General features: G+C 62.9%; 14 protein-coding genes. 8 read left to right on the top strand and 6 right to left on the bottom strand.

Going from position 1 to position 16,713, the window contains the following annotated elements; genetic code table 11:
• Positions 1 to 6 precede the first annotated feature (6 nt).
• Positions 7 to 2,202, top strand: coding sequence for a methyl-accepting chemotaxis protein (locus CHR90_RS03165; protein ID WP_094407532.1), 2,196 nt, complete (start codon positions 7 to 9; stop codon positions 2,200 to 2,202).
• 56 nt (positions 2,203 to 2,258) lie between these two features.
• Here CHR90_RS03165 and der read toward each other — a convergent pair whose 3' ends face one another.
• From der to CHR90_RS03150, 3 genes are read right to left on the bottom strand one after another with little or no spacing between them, the layout of a single operon-like run.
• Complete coding sequence (gene der / locus CHR90_RS03160) at positions 2,259 to 3,638, bottom strand: ribosome biogenesis GTPase Der (RefSeq protein ID WP_094407531.1); 1,380 nt, start codon at positions 3,636 to 3,638, stop codon at positions 2,259 to 2,261.
• The gene (locus tag CHR90_RS03155) at positions 3,638 to 4,966 is read right to left on the bottom strand and encodes an outer membrane protein assembly factor BamB family protein (protein WP_229671588.1); all 1,329 of its coding nucleotides are present in this window, start codon (positions 4,964 to 4,966) and stop codon (positions 3,638 to 3,640) included. Before CHR90_RS03155 ends, der begins: the two co-directional genes overlap by 1 nt.
• A 5-nt stretch (positions 4,967 to 4,971) precedes the next feature.
• A complete protein-coding gene (locus CHR90_RS03150) occupies positions 4,972 to 5,625 on the bottom strand; it encodes a tetratricopeptide repeat protein (protein WP_170941268.1) in 654 nt (217 codons plus the stop codon).
• Between the two features lie 101 nt (positions 5,626 to 5,726).
• On the opposite strand from CHR90_RS03150, the gene hrpB reads away from it, so the two are divergent.
• Positions 5,727 to 8,228, top strand: a complete 2,502-nt coding sequence (hrpB, locus tag CHR90_RS03145) for an ATP-dependent helicase HrpB (RefSeq protein WP_094407528.1) — start codon at positions 5,727 to 5,729, stop codon at positions 8,226 to 8,228.
• A gap of 5 nt (positions 8,229 to 8,233) precedes the next feature.
• Here the strand turns inward: hrpB and CHR90_RS03140 are convergent, their stop codons facing one another.
• Positions 8,234 to 8,548, bottom strand: a complete 315-nt coding sequence (locus tag CHR90_RS03140; protein ID WP_094407527.1) for a type II toxin-antitoxin system RelE/ParE family toxin — start codon at positions 8,546 to 8,548, stop codon at positions 8,234 to 8,236.
• Positions 8,549 to 8,552: 4 nt separating this feature from the next.
• Positions 8,553 to 8,807, bottom strand: a complete 255-nt coding sequence (locus tag CHR90_RS03135; RefSeq protein WP_094407597.1) for a ribbon-helix-helix domain-containing protein — start codon at positions 8,805 to 8,807, stop codon at positions 8,553 to 8,555.
• Between the two features lie 145 nt (positions 8,808 to 8,952).
• Here CHR90_RS03135 and CHR90_RS03130 point away from each other — a divergent pair, with 145 nt between their 5' ends.
• The 5 genes from CHR90_RS03130 (at position 8,953) to CHR90_RS03110 (ending at position 14,369) form a co-directional block, all read left to right on the top strand.
• Positions 8,953 to 9,933, top strand: coding sequence for a Bug family tripartite tricarboxylate transporter substrate binding protein (locus CHR90_RS03130; RefSeq protein ID WP_094407526.1), 981 nt, complete (start codon positions 8,953 to 8,955; stop codon positions 9,931 to 9,933).
• Between the two features lie 161 nt (positions 9,934 to 10,094).
• Positions 10,095 to 11,897, top strand: a complete 1,803-nt coding sequence (locus tag CHR90_RS03125; RefSeq protein WP_094407525.1) for a bifunctional diguanylate cyclase/phosphodiesterase — start codon at positions 10,095 to 10,097, stop codon at positions 11,895 to 11,897.
• Between the two features lie 71 nt (positions 11,898 to 11,968).
• Positions 11,969 to 13,159, top strand: a complete 1,191-nt coding sequence (locus CHR90_RS03120) for a type III PLP-dependent enzyme (protein WP_094407524.1) — start codon at positions 11,969 to 11,971, stop codon at positions 13,157 to 13,159.
• A 15-nt stretch (positions 13,160 to 13,174) separates the two neighbouring features.
• Positions 13,175 to 14,011, top strand: coding sequence for an alpha/beta fold hydrolase (locus CHR90_RS03115; RefSeq protein WP_094407523.1), 837 nt, complete (start codon positions 13,175 to 13,177; stop codon positions 14,009 to 14,011).
• A 10-nt stretch (positions 14,012 to 14,021) separates the two neighbouring features.
• Positions 14,022 to 14,369 (top strand): hypothetical protein, encoded by a 348-nt coding sequence (locus tag CHR90_RS03110; RefSeq protein WP_094407522.1) that lies wholly within the window; start codon positions 14,022 to 14,024, stop codon positions 14,367 to 14,369.
• A gap of 34 nt (positions 14,370 to 14,403) precedes the next feature.
• Here the strand turns inward: CHR90_RS03110 and hemB are convergent, their stop codons facing one another.
• On the bottom strand, positions 14,404 to 15,420 hold the full coding sequence (gene hemB / locus CHR90_RS03105; protein ID WP_094407521.1) for a porphobilinogen synthase: 1,017 nt from the start codon (positions 15,418 to 15,420) through the stop codon (positions 14,404 to 14,406).
• A 150-nt stretch (positions 15,421 to 15,570) separates the two neighbouring features.
• On the opposite strand from hemB, the gene CHR90_RS03100 reads away from it, so the two are divergent.
• Entirely contained in the window at positions 15,571 to 16,713 is a 1,143-nt protein-coding gene (locus tag CHR90_RS03100; RefSeq protein ID WP_094407520.1) for an isobutyryl-CoA dehydrogenase, read from the top strand.

Here is a 16,713-nt window from a genome sequence, read left to right as displayed (position 1 = left end):
TCTGGCATGGCTGAGCATCGCATTCCTTCGGTCTGGACCCCGCGCCTGACGCTCCGCCGCGTGCTGGTGACATTATTCCTGATCGTTGCCGCCGCCGTCGGGTACACACAGGCCAATATGCTGACGACCTATACGGCGTTCGCCACCGATACGCTGAACACATCGACTGGCAAAATCCTGACCTATCTCGTCCGCGATAAGATGACGCGGGTGTATAGCGAACGTATCGCCCCTATCGCGAATGAATGGAGCCGCTCAACCGACCTGCCCCCGGCAACCGAAGCGAAAGACGTGGCCAAGCTGGGCTTCACGACCGATCTTTTTTACACGCTGACGCCGGTGATCGAGCAGCAGATCAATCTGGTTGCGGTGAATATCTTCACGCCGGAGATGGCTCTGCTCTCGCGCACCACCAAGGGCGGCAAGGCGACCGCGACGGAAGATCAAGCCCTTCTCGATCAATTGAAGGCTCGCGATCGCGGCGCCCAGCGCCAAGCCTTCGAAATTCTCTGGCAATCATCAGAAGGCCGCCCGCTGCACAGTATTTTTGTACCGGTCGGCGGTTTCCGTGTTCTTGGCATCATGGAAGTGGTGACCGATCCGCTGCACCTGCTGGAAGGCATCGGCCCGTCGCTCGATGGTACGGTCGAGATTTTTGACGGTAAAAACCAGAGCGTGTTCAAGAGCGAAGGTCTGCCCCAAGGGGTGAGTGATGTTGCGACCGCCCGCACGACCCTCATGGGCGGCAATAATCGCCCCTGGGCCGGTTTGGCCCTGACGCGCGGGATCGATGACTTTACCCAGCAAGCAGCGGATGTGCAGAGTAACAGCCAGCAGGCCTTGCTGATCCTCGCCGTTGTCGTTGCCGTCGGCGGGTTCATCGTGCTGCGGATTGCGGTTTTCCGCCCCCTCGGGATTTTCGCGCAGGTGATGGAAGCCGTGGCCTCGGGCAATACCAAACAGGCGATTCCGCCGACCGGACCGGATGAAATGGCGGTCATGGCGCGCGCCCTCGCCCATCTGCGCGAAAGCGTCGAGAATGTTCTGCAGTTGAAGCAGATGGTCGACGGCAGCCCAACGCCGACCGCGCTACTGGATAAGCACGGCCACGTCGCCTTCCTCAATCCCGCCGCGATCAGCTTCTGCGAAGCGCATAGCATCGACCGCGCCAGCGGCGACTTGCTGGGCCTTGGCGCCGAACGGGTGCAGGCCTGCCTGTCCGGCAGCGGCGATGCCTTACGCAATCTTCGCCTGCGGGTCGGCAGTACCGATGTGACCGCCAACCTCGAACCCGTGCGCGACGGTAGTGGCGCCCTCGTTGGGCTCGCCTTGACCTGGATCGACGTGACCGCACAAATCCTCGCCGCCCGTCAGGCGGAAGCGATGATGACCGACGTGCAGACGGTCGCCGGTAGCGTTGCCCGCCAGGCGCAATCGCTCGATCAGGTCGCCGCCTCGCTGATCGAACGCTCGCGCCATACGATCACCCTGGCCGATGATGTCGGCGGCTTGATGGCGGAAAGCAGCCGCAGCGCCTTGCAGGTTTCCGGCGCGACCGAGGAATTAACCTCGGCGATCAAGGAAATCAGCCAGCGCGCCGCCGACGCACAGCGCAGCGCCGATAACGCCACCCGCTTCCTCGGTGAAACCGGCGATACGGTGAAAACCCTCACCGAGAGCGCGGCGGAAGTGGATGGCATCGTGCAATTCATCACCAGCCTCGCGGATCAAACCAAGCTGCTGGCGCTGAATGCGACGATTGAGGCCGCGCGGGCGGGCGAGTCAGGGCGCGGCTTTGCCGTCGTCGCCCAGGAAGTGAAGAAGCTCGCCGAAAGCACGACCAGCGCCACCAGCCGTATTGCCGAAACGGTCCACGCTATTCGGGATAGCCTCGGGGCTACCGTGCGTGGGTTCGAAGCCGTGCGCGCGGCCGTGACCGAAGTGAATATGCTGCAAACCTCCATCGCCTCGGCGGTCGAACAGCACAACGCGACGTCCAGCGAGGTCGCCTCGCGCGTCGGCCAGATCGCCACCCAGGCACAGACGGCCAGCAGCTTGATCCAACAGGTCTTAAGCGAAGCGAAAACCACCGGATCGATTGCCGATACGCTGACCCATTCCGCCAAAAGCCTTTCGGGCGAGGCGGGCAACCTCAACGGCGCGCTAACCGATTACGCCAGCCAGACCCAAGGGGCGGCGTAGAAAAACGCGGACTCTGTACCATACGAGGGGCGGGGAATTTCCCCGCCCCTCGTATGTTAATCATCATCGTAAGGATTATCCGGCTGGCGCAGCACGACGCGGATCGGCACCCCCGGCAGGTCGAAGGTATCGCGGAAGCTGTTCACCAGATAGCGGATATAATGATCCGGCAGTTCCGAGGCTTTGGTGCAGAAGAGCGCCAGCGTCGGCGGGCGGGCCTTAATTTGCGTTCCATAGCGGATCTTGATGCGGCGGCCCGAAACCAGCGGCGGCTGATGGGCTTCCAGCGCCCCTTCCAGCCAGCGGTTCAGCTTCGATGTCGTTACGCGGAAGTTCCAACGCTTATGCGCCTGCAAGGCTTGATCGAGCAGCACGTTGAGGCTGCGCCCGGTTAAGCCGGAGCAGGTGACGATGGGAATGCCACTGACCTGGGTGAGCGAGATTGACAGGCGATCTTTGATCTCCTGCAACCGCTCGTCCTTATTCTCCACCGCGTCCCATTTATTGACCGCCAGCACGATGGCGCGGCCTTCGTCGATGACACTGGCGGCGATGTTCAAATCCTGCTTATCCAGCCCCTGGGTGCCGTCGATCACCATGATGACCACTTCGGCATATTGGATGGAGCGCAGCGTATCGGCGACCGAGAGTTTTTCAAGCTTATCGTGCACCTTCGGGCGGCGGCGCAGCCCGGCGGTGTCAAACAGCTTCATCTCGCGATCACGATGAGTGAAAGAGACAGAGATACTGTCGCGCGTAATCCCTGCTTCCGGCCCGGTCAGCAGCCGGTCTTCGCCCAGCAACTGATTGATCATCGTCGATTTACCGACGTTCGGGCGACCACAAATCGCGACCTGCAACGGACGACGGGCGGCGGCGGCCTCATCCTCGTCGTCGGTCGCCTCGTCTTCAATCTCCGGCAGGTCTTTCAGGATCAGCGGGCGCAGGGCCTGATAAAGATCGGCCATGCCCTCGCCATGCTCGGCAGACACGGGGATCGGCTCGCCGATGCCAAGCTCATAGGCTTCGAGGAACCCAGCCCGCGCCGCCTGCCCTTCGGCCTTATTGACCAGCAGCAAAATCGGCTGATTGGACCGGCGCAGCAGGTTGGCGAAATGGGTATCGTCCGCCGTCACCCCGGCGCGCCCATCGATGACAAACAGGATAATATCGGCATCCGCCAAGGCCTGTTCGGTCTGACGGCGCATGCGGGCGGGCAGCGAATCGTCGGTGGCATTCTCCAGCCCCGCCGTATCCATAACGCGGAACTCGAGATCGCCGAGATGACCATCGGCCTCGCGCCGGTCGCGGGTCACGCCCGGCGTATCATCGACAATCGCCAGTTTTTTGCCGACCAGCCGGTTGAACAGGGTGGATTTCCCCACATTCGGGCGGCCAACGATGGCGACGATAGGGGGAAGGGTCAAATCAGGCATTAGCGATAGGCCGCAAGACGGCCATCCTCGGTTAGAACATAAAGCGTTTTACCAACGACGATGGGCGGCAGAACCGCCGCACCGGGAATCCCCATCTCGCCCAGCAGTTCGCCGGTATAGGGGGAGACGGCGGCGATCTTACCCTCGCTGCTAGTGAGCAGCAGCCGGTCGCCCGCCAGCACGGGGCCGGACCAGCGGATCGGCTCTTTCTGGTTCTTCTCGTCGGCGAAGCGTTGCAGCGGGCGTACCCAGCGCATGCGGCCATCGGTGCGGGTAAGCGCCACAACCTCGCCATTGGTGGTGACGACGAAGAGATATTCCCCGGCGACCCACGGGTCTTCCTGGACCGAAAGCTCGCGGTCCCAAATCCGTTCGCCGGTCCGCAGCTCGATGGCGCCCAGGCGCCCGGCGTGGCTGGCCGCAAAAACGACGCCCCGGTCGATCACCGGATTACCGCGAATATTGGCAAGCCCCGCGACGGCGTTCGACTGGCGCAGGCCCGATAGATTATCGGCCCACAGCAGGCGCCCGTTTTCATAGCGCAGGGCAAACAACTCGCCCGAGCTATAGGGCACGACGACATAATCGCCCGACACGGCAGGCGCACCACCGCCGAGCAGCCCGGCAACTTCGCTAATGCCGCTATGGCCCCACAGCCGCTTACCATCGTCAAGCGACAGGGCGATGGTTTGATTATCGAGAGTGATAATAAAAATCCGGTCGCCGGAAATCGTCGGCGCGGCCCGCACCGGAGCTGGCAGCGGCTTGCGCCAGAGTTCTTTGCCGTCTGCGGCGTCGAGCGCCACCAATTCCGCAGCCGCCGTGGCGACGTAGAGCTTGCCCCCAGCAAAGGCGGCGGCCCCGCTAACGGTGGGATCATCCTCATCGTCGGGTATCGTCGGCGCGCGCCACAGCAGCCGCCCGTCCCCGATGGCGTGGGCGCTAACATAGCCTTCGCTATCGACTGTGAAAACCTTCCCATCCGCCACCACCGGCAGCGATTGCAACGCCCGGCGACGGGCCGAGCCGGTGCCGATAGACGCGGTCCATGCCTGCGTCACCTGATCGCCCAGCGCAAGGTGATGGCGGGCATGGTCGGGGAAAGCCCCCGCCTGCGGCCAATCGGCATAGGTTTCCGGGCGTGGCAGTTCGACCGTCGCCTCGGCCAACGCGGCATCGGCTTCCAGCACCGTCGTCGATTTCAGCACGGCGATCCGCTCGCCGGGTAGGGGCGGCTTCTTCGAGCCACCGCCGCAGGAAGCGAGCGCGAGCGATGCCGCGACAAGACCGATCAGCGCCGTCGAGCGGCGCAGCAGGGCAGAATTCATCCGGCTCACCCCGCCTTCCCCAGGGCGGCCAACAGTTCGGTCGCGCGGGCGCGCACCCCTGTCGGCGATCCGGGATCGTCGGAAATCGCCGCCAGCAGCGTGCGGGCTTGGTCAGTCTTGCCAGCCTTCAGAAAAGCCGCCGCCAAAATCTCCCGCGCTTGGGCACGCAGCGGATGATTATCGGCAAGCAAAGGCTTTAGCGCGGTTTCGAGCGCGTCGGGCGTCAGCGTCGCCGCTTCGGCCTGGGCCGCGCCAAGCGTTGCGAGATCGCGGTATTCCTGGGCCACCGCCGTATCGGCCGCAATGGCCTTATACTGACTGGCCGCCGCCGTGGCCTCGCCCTTTTCCGCCGCAAGCGCGGCAAGGCGCAGGCGGGCGAGCAGGCCGTAACCGTCGCCCTTGGCTTCCTGAACCAGCAGGCCCCAGCCCGCCGCCGCTTGGTCCTTATTGCCGCGCGCCAGCTCGTTTTCCGCTTCGGCATAATGGCTGCCCGCGCTCATCCGGCTTTCGGTCACACGCTGCTGCCACAGCGTATAGCCCGCCACGCCCAGAACGACGAGAACCGCCACCCCGACCGCCAGCTTGCCATGACGCTGCCAAAGCTGCTGCGCCCGTTCGGTACGCAGATCCTCGTCAACCTCGCGGAAAATATCGCTCACCGCACCACTCCCGGACCACAAATCGGGCGGACCTTAGCGCGGGCGCGGGGGCTTTGGCAAATACTGTGGTAGCAGCCGTCAAATCGGTGTAGAGCGGCGGCATGGATCTGCCTATCGAACCGCTGCTGCCAGACCTTCTAACCGCCCTTGCGCAGGAGGGCCGCGCGGTGCTGCAAGCCCCGCCGGGCGCCGGGAAAACCACCCGCGTTCCCTTGGCCCTGCTGGGGGCCGACTGGCGCGGCGACGGTAAGATTGTGATGCTGGAGCCGCGCCGCATCGCCGCCCGCGCCGCCGCCCAGCGCATGGCCGCGCAAATCGGAGAGACGGTGGGGGAGACCATCGGTTACCGCGTGCGCCTCGACAGCAAGGTTTCGGCGAAAACCCGCGTGGAGGTGGTGACGGAGGGGCTGTTCCTGCGCCAAATCCAAGACGATCCAGAATTATCCGGCGTCGCCGCCGTGCTGTTCGACGAGTTTCACGAACGTAATGCTGATAGCGATCTCGCCTTGGCCCTGGCGCTCGAAACCCGCGCGGCCCTGCGGGACGATCTGCGGCTGTTGGTCATGTCCGCCACCCTTGATGGCGCGGGCGTCGCGGCCCTGCTGGACGCTGCACCCTTGCTGACCTCCGACGGGCGGGCGCATCCGGTGGAAACCCGCTACCTCGGGCGGCCCGACCGGCTGGAGCCGGGCGTCGCCGCTGCCGTGCGCCAGGCGCTGCGCGAGGAGGCAGAGGGTGATCTTTTGGCCTTCCTGCCCGGAACCGGGGAAATCCGCCGGACTGCCGCCGCGCTTGAGGGTAGTTTGCCGGAAACGGTCGATCTACTGACCCTGGCGGGGGAGCTGAGCTTCGCCGATCAGGACCGCGCGCTCCGCGCTGCCGCGTCCGGTCGGCGGAAAGTGGTGCTTTCCACCGCCATTGCCGAAACCAGTGTAACCCTGGACGGCACCCGCATCGTTATCGATGCTGGCCTGTCGCGGCGCCCGAGCTTCGATCCCGCAACGGGCATGAGCCGCCTTGAAACCGTGTGCGTCAGCGCCGCCGCCGCCGAACAGCGCCGGGGCCGCGCCGGGCGGCAACGTCCCGGCGTTTGTTATCGGCTGTGGGCGGAGGCGGAGCAGCGCGGGCTGCTGCCCTTCCATCCGCCCGAAATCGAAAGCGCCGACCTCGCGCCGCTCGCGCTTGAACTCGCGTCCTGGGGAGCGGAAGCCAAGGATTTGCGCTGGCTGACCCCGCCCCCCGCCCCGGCGCTCGCCCGCGCCCGCGCCTTGCTAGCCGATCTCGGCGCTCTCGGGGCGGACGGGCGGATTACCCCGCACGGTCAGGCGATGACGAAACTGGGCGCCCATCCGCGCCTCGCGCATTTGATGCTCAAGGGGCGGGAGATGGGCGACGGCGCCCTCGCCTGCTTGCTCGCCGCCCTCCTCGGCGATCGCGACCCCATCCGACCGCGCGGCGGCGCTCGCTCGACCGATCTCATCCATCGGCTAGACCTATTGATCGGTGCGGAAAACCACCCGGACCTTGACCGCAAAGCCGCCGCCGCCATTCGTCAGCAGGCAACGCAGTTTCGCCGCCAGATCGGCGTGAGACCCGATGAACGGCTAGACACGCGCGACGCCGGACGCCTGCTCGCTCTCGCCTATCCCGACCGAATCGCCCAGCGGCGCGGCCCGCCCGGTCAGTTTCGGCTATCGAGCGGCCAAGGGGCCCTGCTGCCGCTGGAAGACCCGCAATCGACCACCCCGTTGCTGGCCGTAGCATCCCTCGACGGCGACCGGGCGAATGCCCGCATCTTCCTCGCCGCCCCGCTGACGGAGGCCGATGTGGAAGCGCTCTTCCCAAGCCGGATGGAGGACCGCGATAGCGTAAGTTGGGATAAGGCGCAAAACGCCGTCGCCGCCCGCCGTCAACGTCGCTTCGGCGCGCTGGTCTTCGCCGATAAACCGATCCCCAATCCGCCCGCCGATCTGGTCCGCGCCGGGCTGCTGGAGGGTATCCGCCAGATCGGGCTGCACTGTCTGCCCTGGTCCGATGCCGCCGAAACCCTGCGCCAGCGCGTTGCCTTCGCCCGCCGCACGACGGGGGAGGACTGGCCCGATTGGTCCGACGACGCCCTGCTCGCCACGCTCGAAGACTGGCTCGGCCCCCATCTTGACGGGCGGAGCCGTCTGAGCCATCTCGACAATCTGCCGCTGGCGCAAATCCTGCGCGAGGCTTTGCCGTGGGAACAGCAGCGCGCCCTCGACCGACTCGCCCCCACCCATATCGACGTGCCAACCGGCTCGCAGGTCGCCGTCGATTACTCCGGCGACGAACCCGTGCTGGCTGTGCGCTTGCAGGAAATGTTCGGCCTCGCGGAAACCCCGCGCTTGGGTGATGGGCGGGCGCCGGTGCTGCTGCATCTCCTCTCCCCCGCCCGCCGCCCGCTGGCGGTCACACGCGATTTAGCCGGGTTCTGGAAAGGCGCCTATGCCGAGGTGCGGAAAGATATGCGCGGCCAATACCCCCGCCACGTCTGGCCCGAAGACCCGCTGGCCGCCGATCCGACCACCCGGACAAAGAAGGCGCTGGACCGGGAGGCTAAAGCGAAGGGGCGGTGATCCTTTTAAAGATCAAAGGCTTCACGGAATCGGTCGATTTGATGCATTCGGACGTGAAGCACTGTCACAATCCCGATGCAACCATCGGATAGCCTACGCCAATAAATGATGTGAGATTGGTAGCGCGTAAAAAATCCATCAATCCCAAATTCTGCCGGAATCGGCTTCGAGAAAGCTGCGTGGTTTTCTAGGCGAGTAAAAACATCGAAAAGACCGTCGATATAGTCTGCAGCCTTGGCATCCCCCCAGCGATCACGGGTATAGCGATAAATTTCATCCAGGCGGAAGGCCGCCGCTTCCTGGATATGGACGGCAGCCATTGGGTCAACGCCGATTGCGCGCAATGATATCCGCTGCGGTCATCGGTTGATAGGTTGTTTCAGGGGCGGAAAATGCCAAGGTCAACTCAGCCTTCAGCCGCTTGAATGCTTCATCCTCAGCCCGTGCCTTATCACGGCGGATCAGGTCACGGATATACTCGCTGACATTCTCATATGCGCCGTTTTCATCAACGTTTGCGGCCACGAAATCGCTTAGGCTTCCACTAACCCGGACCGTCAAGGTTGTCGTGCGCGTCATGATTACCTCCGATCCTTCGTGAATGTCTTCATTATACGGAAAATTGAAGACAGGGGAAATAAGCGTTAACCCCGCCAGGCTTGACAGACGCGTCATTTTGTCCATTCGTTTCAACTGATACTAATAACCATCAGGGGAAACGGTCATGCGCGCTTTCGGTAAACTAACGGCCCTCGCGGCGGTAACGCTGGCGGCGCTGAGCGCGGCGCCCGCGCTGCACGCTCAAGACTACCCAAGCCGCCCGCTGCGCTGGGTCGTCGGCTATCCACCCGGCGGCGGGTCGGACTTTCTCGCCCGCGTGATTGGTAACGAACTGTCGAAAAGCCTGGGACAGCCGGTCGTCGTTGAAAACCAGCCGGGCGCCGCCTCGGTCCTCGCGGCCACCAGCGTCACCCGCTCGCCGCCCGATGGCTACACGCTGTTTTCTGGCGACAATGGCTCGCTGGTCTATAATTCGGCGCTGTTTGCCAAACCGCGCTACGATCCGGTGAAAGATTTCGCGCCGGTTGGTCTGATGGCGCGCTTCCCGCTTATTTTGGTGGTCAATAGCCAGACCCCGGCGAAAACCGCGCAAGAATTGTTTGAGGCGATTAAGGCCGCGCCCAGCAAAACCAATTATGCCTCGCCCGGTATCGGTAGCCCCCATCATTTGGCCATGGAACTGCTGATTGAAAAAGCCGGGCTTGCGATGAACCATGTCCCCTATCGCGGCGCCGCCCCGGCGGTGCAGGACGTGCTGGCGAACCAACTACCGCTGATGGTCGCCGATGCCGCCGTCGGCCTGCCGCAGATCCGGGCGGGCGGGCTGAAGCCCTTGGCGGTTTTCTCCAAAACCCGCCTAGCCGCCCTGCCAGATGTGCCGACCTTGCAGGAGCTTGGGTATAAGGATATCGAGGCCTATGCGTGGCAGGGGCTGGTCACGGTGACGGGCACCCCCGCCGCTATCCAGTCGAAACTAACCGCCGAGCTGCAAAAGGCCCTAGCCAACCCAGAGGTTTCAAAGAAACTGCTGGACTTTGGTCTGGAGCCGATCCCCAGCGACGCAAAGGCACTTTCGGCCTACATTGCATCGGAAAGCGCCTATTGGCATCCGCTGATCAAGGCGCGCAACATTAGTCTCGAATAGTCTTTTTGCTAACCTGCGCGGGCGGTGTTTCCCTTTGCCGCCGCCCGCGTATGACAGGCGTGTTAAGCAGTTTGACCCGAAAGAGTCACACTTCGGGATTAGGGTAGCCGCTCGTGTGACGCCTCCGCGTCCCCTTGGTTCCGTCGTGAGCTGCCTTGTCCATGCTGGATGTCCCCTCCATGCCGGTCGAGCTTGATAATCCTCTCTGGCAGCAACGCCTTGCCGGGCTGGATTACGGCTATCAGCCCATCGTCTCCTTCCGCAATGGGCGGGTTTTGGGGTTCGAAGCGCTGATGCGGGGGGTTGATACCATCGGGTTCAAAACCCCGTCCGATGTGTTCGATGCCGCCATTGCCGATGGGCAGATGGTGCCGGTCGAACTGGCGTTGCGCGCCAAGGCGATCCGCAAATTCGCCCAGCGCCGTGACCTTGCGACCAGCAGCATGCTGTTTCTGAACGTCGATTCGCGGCTATTCGGCGCCCCAGGGTATCGGTCGGGCTTCACGGTCGAACTGTTGCAGGAAATCGGTCTCGCCCCGTCGATCATCTGCCTTGAGTTGGCGGAACGGTCGGAATTCAATCTGCACGACGGCGGCAACCGCATGTTCGAACAGTACCGCGCCTCCGGCATTGCCGTTGCCATTGACGATTTCGGCGTCGGCTATGCCAGCCTGAAGATGCTCTATGAAGCCAAGCCAGACTATCTGAAGATCGATCGGTTTTTTATCTCCGGGATCGATCAGGACGTGCGCAAGCGCGGGCTGGTCGAACAGGTTACGAATTACGCCCATATTCGCGGTATTCAGGTAATCGCCGAAGGGATCGAAACCGACCGGGAATTTTATGTTTGCCGCGATATCGGCTGCGATTTCGCCCAAGGCTATCGCATCGCCCGCCCCACAACGGATCTGCGGGGGCTACAACTAGAGTATCTGACGGTTCTCGACCTTAATCACGCGGACCGGCGCCGCCCCGTTACCTCCGGCCCACTGATGGAGGAGGCGATCCAGCGCATTCCCCCCATCCCGCCGCACACCGCCCGGGCCGACCTGCTGGAAACCTTCCGGCAGAATGAAACGGCCGAGGTGATCCCGGTGGTCGATGACCGGGGGCGCCCTTTGGGCGTCGTGCGCGAACGGGATATCAAGCGTTTCGCCTATAGCCGGTTTGGCAGCGATCTGCTGCGCAATCGGGCGATTGGCGATGGGGTGCGCGACCTGATCGTCACCTGCCCGGTCTGCGATATCGGAACCCATATTGACCGGATCGTCGAAGCCTTTTCCGGCGATAGTGCTGCCGATGGGATTCTGGTGACGGAGGATGGCCGCTACCTTGGCTTCCTCAGCCCACGATCCCTACTGAAACTGGTGCATGAGTATAATCTGGCGGGCGCCCGCGACCAAAACCCGCTCAGCCGCCTGCCCGGTAATCAGAAGATCCAAGAGTGGATCGACCGGGCTTTGGACCAAGGGACGGAGCCGGTCAGTATCGTTTTCATCGATTTTGATTTCTTTAAACCCTTTAATGATACTTATGGTTTCCGCCAGGGCGACCGGGTGATCACCATGTTCGCCGATATGATGCGCATTGCCCAAAATGCCCCCGGCTTCTTCGCCGGACATATCGGCGGCGACGATTTTGTGATGGGGGCCGTGGGGGTGGGCGAAGCCGATGTCGCCGATGTTTTAAATCAGCTTCTCGGCAAGTTCCGCACCGATGTTACCTCGCTCTACGATCTCGAAAGCCGGTTGCGCGGCCATATCACCGCCAAGGACCGCGATGGGCGGGAGCGGAATTTTCCGCTGCTGCGCGCCAGTGCCGTGATGGTTCATCTTCCTGCCCGGTCCGATGGGCACCCCGCCCATGACCCGAGCGCCGAGGATATTGCCGCCCGCTTTGCTGCGCGCAAAGCGGATGCCAAAGGCAGTCCTGCCGGGTTTGTCATCGAACGGATACACGGCTAACGCCGCTTTCGTGACATAGTTCCCCGGTATTCCGCCAATGGGAACAGCCCCGACAGGAAAGGCGACAGGGTATGAGCGTCGAAGGTCAACGGGTTCTGGAAGGCGGCAAGCGGCCGCAGCAGCCGAAATATGCCGATGCCGCCGCGATGGTGGCGGCGCTGAAGCCTGGATATCCGGTTTATTGCGTCCGCCCGCATGTGGTGAAGCGCGCGGCGCGCGATTTCCTCGATGCGTTCGACGGGCGCGTGCTGTACGCGACCAAATGCAATCCGCACCCCTTGATCCTGCGGGCGCTGTATGACGAAGGTATTCGCCATTTCGATACGGCGTCGCTGAACGAAGTGGCCCAAGTGCGGGAATTGTTCCGCGATGCCGAATGCTATTTCATGCATCCGGTCAAAAGCCGCTCTGCCATTCGGATCGCCGACGAAGTTTATAACGTCGAACATTTCGTCATCGATACGCGCGACGAGTTGCATAAGGTTCTAGACGAAGCGCGGGAAGAAGGCTTGGCCATCATCGTGCGCCTCGCCACCCCCTCGGCCGGCGCCGCCTATGATCTTTCGGCCAAATTCGGTGCCAAACCAGCCGAAGCGGTGGAACTGCTGCAAGAGATCAAGGCCGAAGGCGCCCGCGCCGGGGTGGGGTTCCACGTCGGCTCGCAATGCGCCAACCCGCGCGCCTTCCGCACCGCGCTGAAGATCGTTGGCGAGGTGATTGCGGCCGCGGGCGTCGATATCGCCTATCTCGATGTCGGCGGCGGCTTCCCGACCTCCTACCAAGGCGCCGAAGTACCGCCCTTGGCCGATTTCTTTGCCGAGATCGAAGAGGGGTTGAAAGAGGTCAAACTGCGGCGCGACTGCGTGCTGATGTGCGAACCGGGCCGTGCCCTGGTGGCGGATGGTATGTCGCTCGTCACGCAGGTACATCTGCGCAAGGGTGATCAACTCTATATTAACGACGGGATTTACGGTTCACTGTCGGAAACGGTCACCGCCCGGCTGCGCTTTCCGGTGCGACCAATCCGCCCAGGCCGCGCCTTTAGCGACGAGATGTTGGACTATACGATCTACGGCCCCACCTGCGATTCGACCGATGTGCTGCCCGTTACCCTGCGCCTGCCCGCCGACATGACCGAAGGCGATTGGATTGAATTTGGCCGCATAGGCGCCTATTCCAATGCCTTGGCAACGCGCTTCAATGGTTTCTTCCCCGATGCATATGTTGTGGTGGAAGATGAGGCGATGGCCATTGACGGGTAAATCGGGCAAGGGGGTATGATGAAAACGGCGCGGATCGATATCGGTGGGGGTCTCTTCCTCGCCATCCGGGAAACCGGCCCGGCGGATGCCGCGCGTACCCTCTTCTGCGTGCATGGGCTAACCCGCAACGCCCATGATTTCGATAAGGTCGCCGCCGCCTTGGCCGACCGGTATCGGGTGATTGCCGTCGATATCGCCGGGCGCGGCGCGTCGGACTGGTTAAGCGATCCGGCAGGCTATGATTACCCCAGCTATGTTTGGCAATGCCTGACCTTGCTGGACAAACTGGGGTTACCCGAGGTCGATTGGCTTGGCACCTCGATGGGGGGGCTGATCGCACTCGGCGTCAATTCGGTGCAACCGCAACGTATTCGCCGCCTTATCCTTAACGATGTCGCCAGCTTCATTCCGAAGGAAGCGCTGGACCGCATCGCCACCGCCGACCGGCGGCCCGTCTTTGCCTCGCTGGTCGAAGCCGAAGCGCATTTGCGCCAACGCTACGCCGATTTCGGGCCGATTTCGGATGCCGATTGGACCTGGATGACCAAACACTCCACCCGGCAGGAAGCGGACGGAAGCTATCGGCTGAACTTCGATCCGAATCTCTACGCTGGGTTCGATAAAGCACCGATTGGCGATGTGAACCTGTGGCCGCTGTGGAACCAAGTGCAGCAACCGGTACTGCTGCTGCGCGGCGGGCAATCAGGCCTGCTGCTGCGCGCCACCGCCCTTGGGATGGTCGCGCGGGGCGGCGTCGATCTTGTCGAGTTTCCCGACTGCGGTCACGCCCCGTCGCTGTTCCAACCGAACCAGATCGCGGCGATCCGCGACTGGCTGTTAAAAACGGAGTAGGAGGCCAAAGATGAAGCGCCTGCTTGCCCTTGGGATGATCGCTGCCTTAACCGGCTGCGCCGATTGGCCCCCCGCCCCGCCAACCCTATCGACCTTGGCGCAAGCGGGACAACGGAGCTATCAGGCCCATGCCTTCGACGCTGGCTATTTCGCCACCGATGTGAAGGGCCAGACCTACGCCTATGCTTGGTTGAGCCGGGACGATGAATTTTCTATCCAGCTTTGGCTATGCAGTCCCCTTGGGTGCACAGCAACCGACCGCTACGGACAAAACACTCTGCAAGCCGCCCTTACGACCTGCGGGGAGATTGCGGGCGAGGCCTGTACGGTAACGATGGAAGGTGCCCGCCGACGGTAAGACCGGGGGCTTTGCCCCCAGTCGGCCCGATCCCCTAACCGCGCAGCAGCTCTGCCACCTCCAGCGCCGCATAGGTCAGAATTCCATCGGCGCCCGCGCGTTTGAACGCCATCATGGTTTCCAGCAAGGTGCGCTTACCGTCGATATAGCCCGCCTCCGACGCCGCCTTCCACATCGCATATTCGCCGGAGACGTGATAGGCGAAGGTCGGCACGGCGAAGGTTTCCTTCACCCGGTGCAGCACGTCGAGATACGGCAGGCCGGGCTTGACCATCACCCAATCCGCGCCTTCCTGAAGGTCGATGGCAACTTCCTGCAAGGCTTCGTCGCTATTCGCCGGGTCCATCTGATAGGTCGCCTTGCCCTGCGGCCCATAGGACGCGCCGGTAACGCCCAACGCCTCGCGGAACGGCCCATAGAAGCCGGACGAATATTTGGCGGCATAGGAAAGGATCAGCGTCTGGCTGAAGCCATTTTCTTCCAGCGCCTCGCGGATCGCGCCGATGCGCCCATCCATCATATCCGACGGGGCAATCACGTCGATCCCTGCTTCGGCCTGCGCCAGGGACATTTTAACCAGGGCGGCGACGCTTTCGTCATTATCCACCCGGTCGCCGACCACGATGCCGTCGTGCCCATGCAGCGTATAGGGATCGAGCGCTACATCGCCGATCAGGCCAATGCCTGGCACGGCTTTTTTCAGCGCGCGAATGGCACGGTGCATCAGCGCGTCCGGGTTCCAGGCTTCCACCGCATCGTCGGATTTGCGGGCGGGATCGATGGCCGGAAACAGCGCAATCGCGGGAATCCCCAAGTCCACCGCCCGCTTGGCCTGCTCGATCAACAGATCAATCGTTAGCCGCGATACGCCTGGCAGGCCGGAGATGGGCCGCGCTTCCTTCTCCCCTTCGATCACGAACACCGGCCAAATCAGATCGGCGGCGCTCAGGCGGTTTTCCTGCACCAAGCGGCGCGACCATTCGGCCATGCGGGTGCGGCGCGGGCGGGTGAAGGGAAAACCGGTGGGCGAAATGATCGACGGACGCGACATGGCACTTCCTTTATCTTTACGTGCGCGTAACCTGAATTTCGGGGTTTTCCGAAGTTCCGGTGGCAGGCTATCTTTTCCCGCACGTCAATAGGCTCGATTGACAGCCCCAGCGGCTTCCTTATGATCGAGAAAAAGGGGAGGAACAAGCCTATGACCTACGAGCTGACCGAAGATCAGCGCGCCTTTCAAAGCATGGCGCGCGAGTTTGCCACCGAACATTTGGCGCCCTTCGCGGCGCAGTGGGACGAGGAGCATTTCTTCCCCGTCGCGACCTTTCGCAAGGCCGCCGAACTCGGCATGGCCGGGATTTACGTGCGCGAGGAGTCGGGCGGATCGGGCCTGACGCGCCTTGATGCGGCCCTCATTTTCGAAGAACTCTCGGCGGGCTGCATTGCCTCCGCCGCCTATCTGTCGATCCATAACATGGTCGCGTGGATGATCGACCGCTTCGGCAATGACGATCAGCGCACCCGCTTTCTGCCCTCCCTCCTCAGCATGGAAAAGCTGGCGAGCTACTGCCTGACCGAACCCGGCTCCGGGTCCGACGCGGCGGCCCTGCGGACGCGGGCGGTCCGCGACGGCGATCATTACGTGCTGAACGGCGCAAAAGCCTTCATCTCCGGCGCGGGCGTGTCGGAAGTCTATGCCGTGATGGTGCGCACTGGTGGTGACGGGCCGGGCGGGATTTCCACCGTGCTGGTCGAAAAAGGCACGCCGGGCCTCAGCTTCGGTAAGCCCGAAAAGAAGATGGGCTGGAACAGCCAGCCGACCGCCGTGGTCACCTTCGAAGACTGCCGCGTGCCGGTCGCGAACCGTTTGGGCGAAGAAGGCGAAGGCTTTAAATTCGCCATGAAGGGCCTCGACGGCGGGCGCATCAATATCGCTTCCTGCTCTCTCGGCGGCGCCCGCGCGGCGCTGACGGCGGCGAAAGAGCATATGAGCGTGCGCAAGCAGTTCGGGAAGGAACTCGCATCCTTCCAAGCGCTGCAATTCCGTTTTGCCGATATGGCGACGGAGTTAGAAGCAGCGCGCCTAATGGTGCATCGCGCCGCCCGCTCCCTCGACCGGGGCGATCCCGATGCGACGCTGCACTGCGCGATGGCCAAGCGCTTCGCCACCGATGCCGGGTTCGAGGTCGCCAATCAGGCGCTGCAACTGCACGGCGGCTATGGCTATATTAAGGAATATGGCGTGGAGCGGATCGTCCGCGATCTGCGGGTGCATCAGATTTTAGAAGGCACCAACGAAGTCATGCGCCTGATCACGGCGCGCAAGCTGCTGAAAGAGGGTTAA

The organism is Elstera cyanobacteriorum (assembly GCF_002251735.1).
GTDB lineage: Bacteria > Pseudomonadota > Alphaproteobacteria > Elsterales > Elsteraceae > Elstera > Elstera cyanobacteriorum.
Note: the sequence above shows the minus strand (reverse complement) of the source record. Positions and strands in the feature narration are given on the sequence as shown.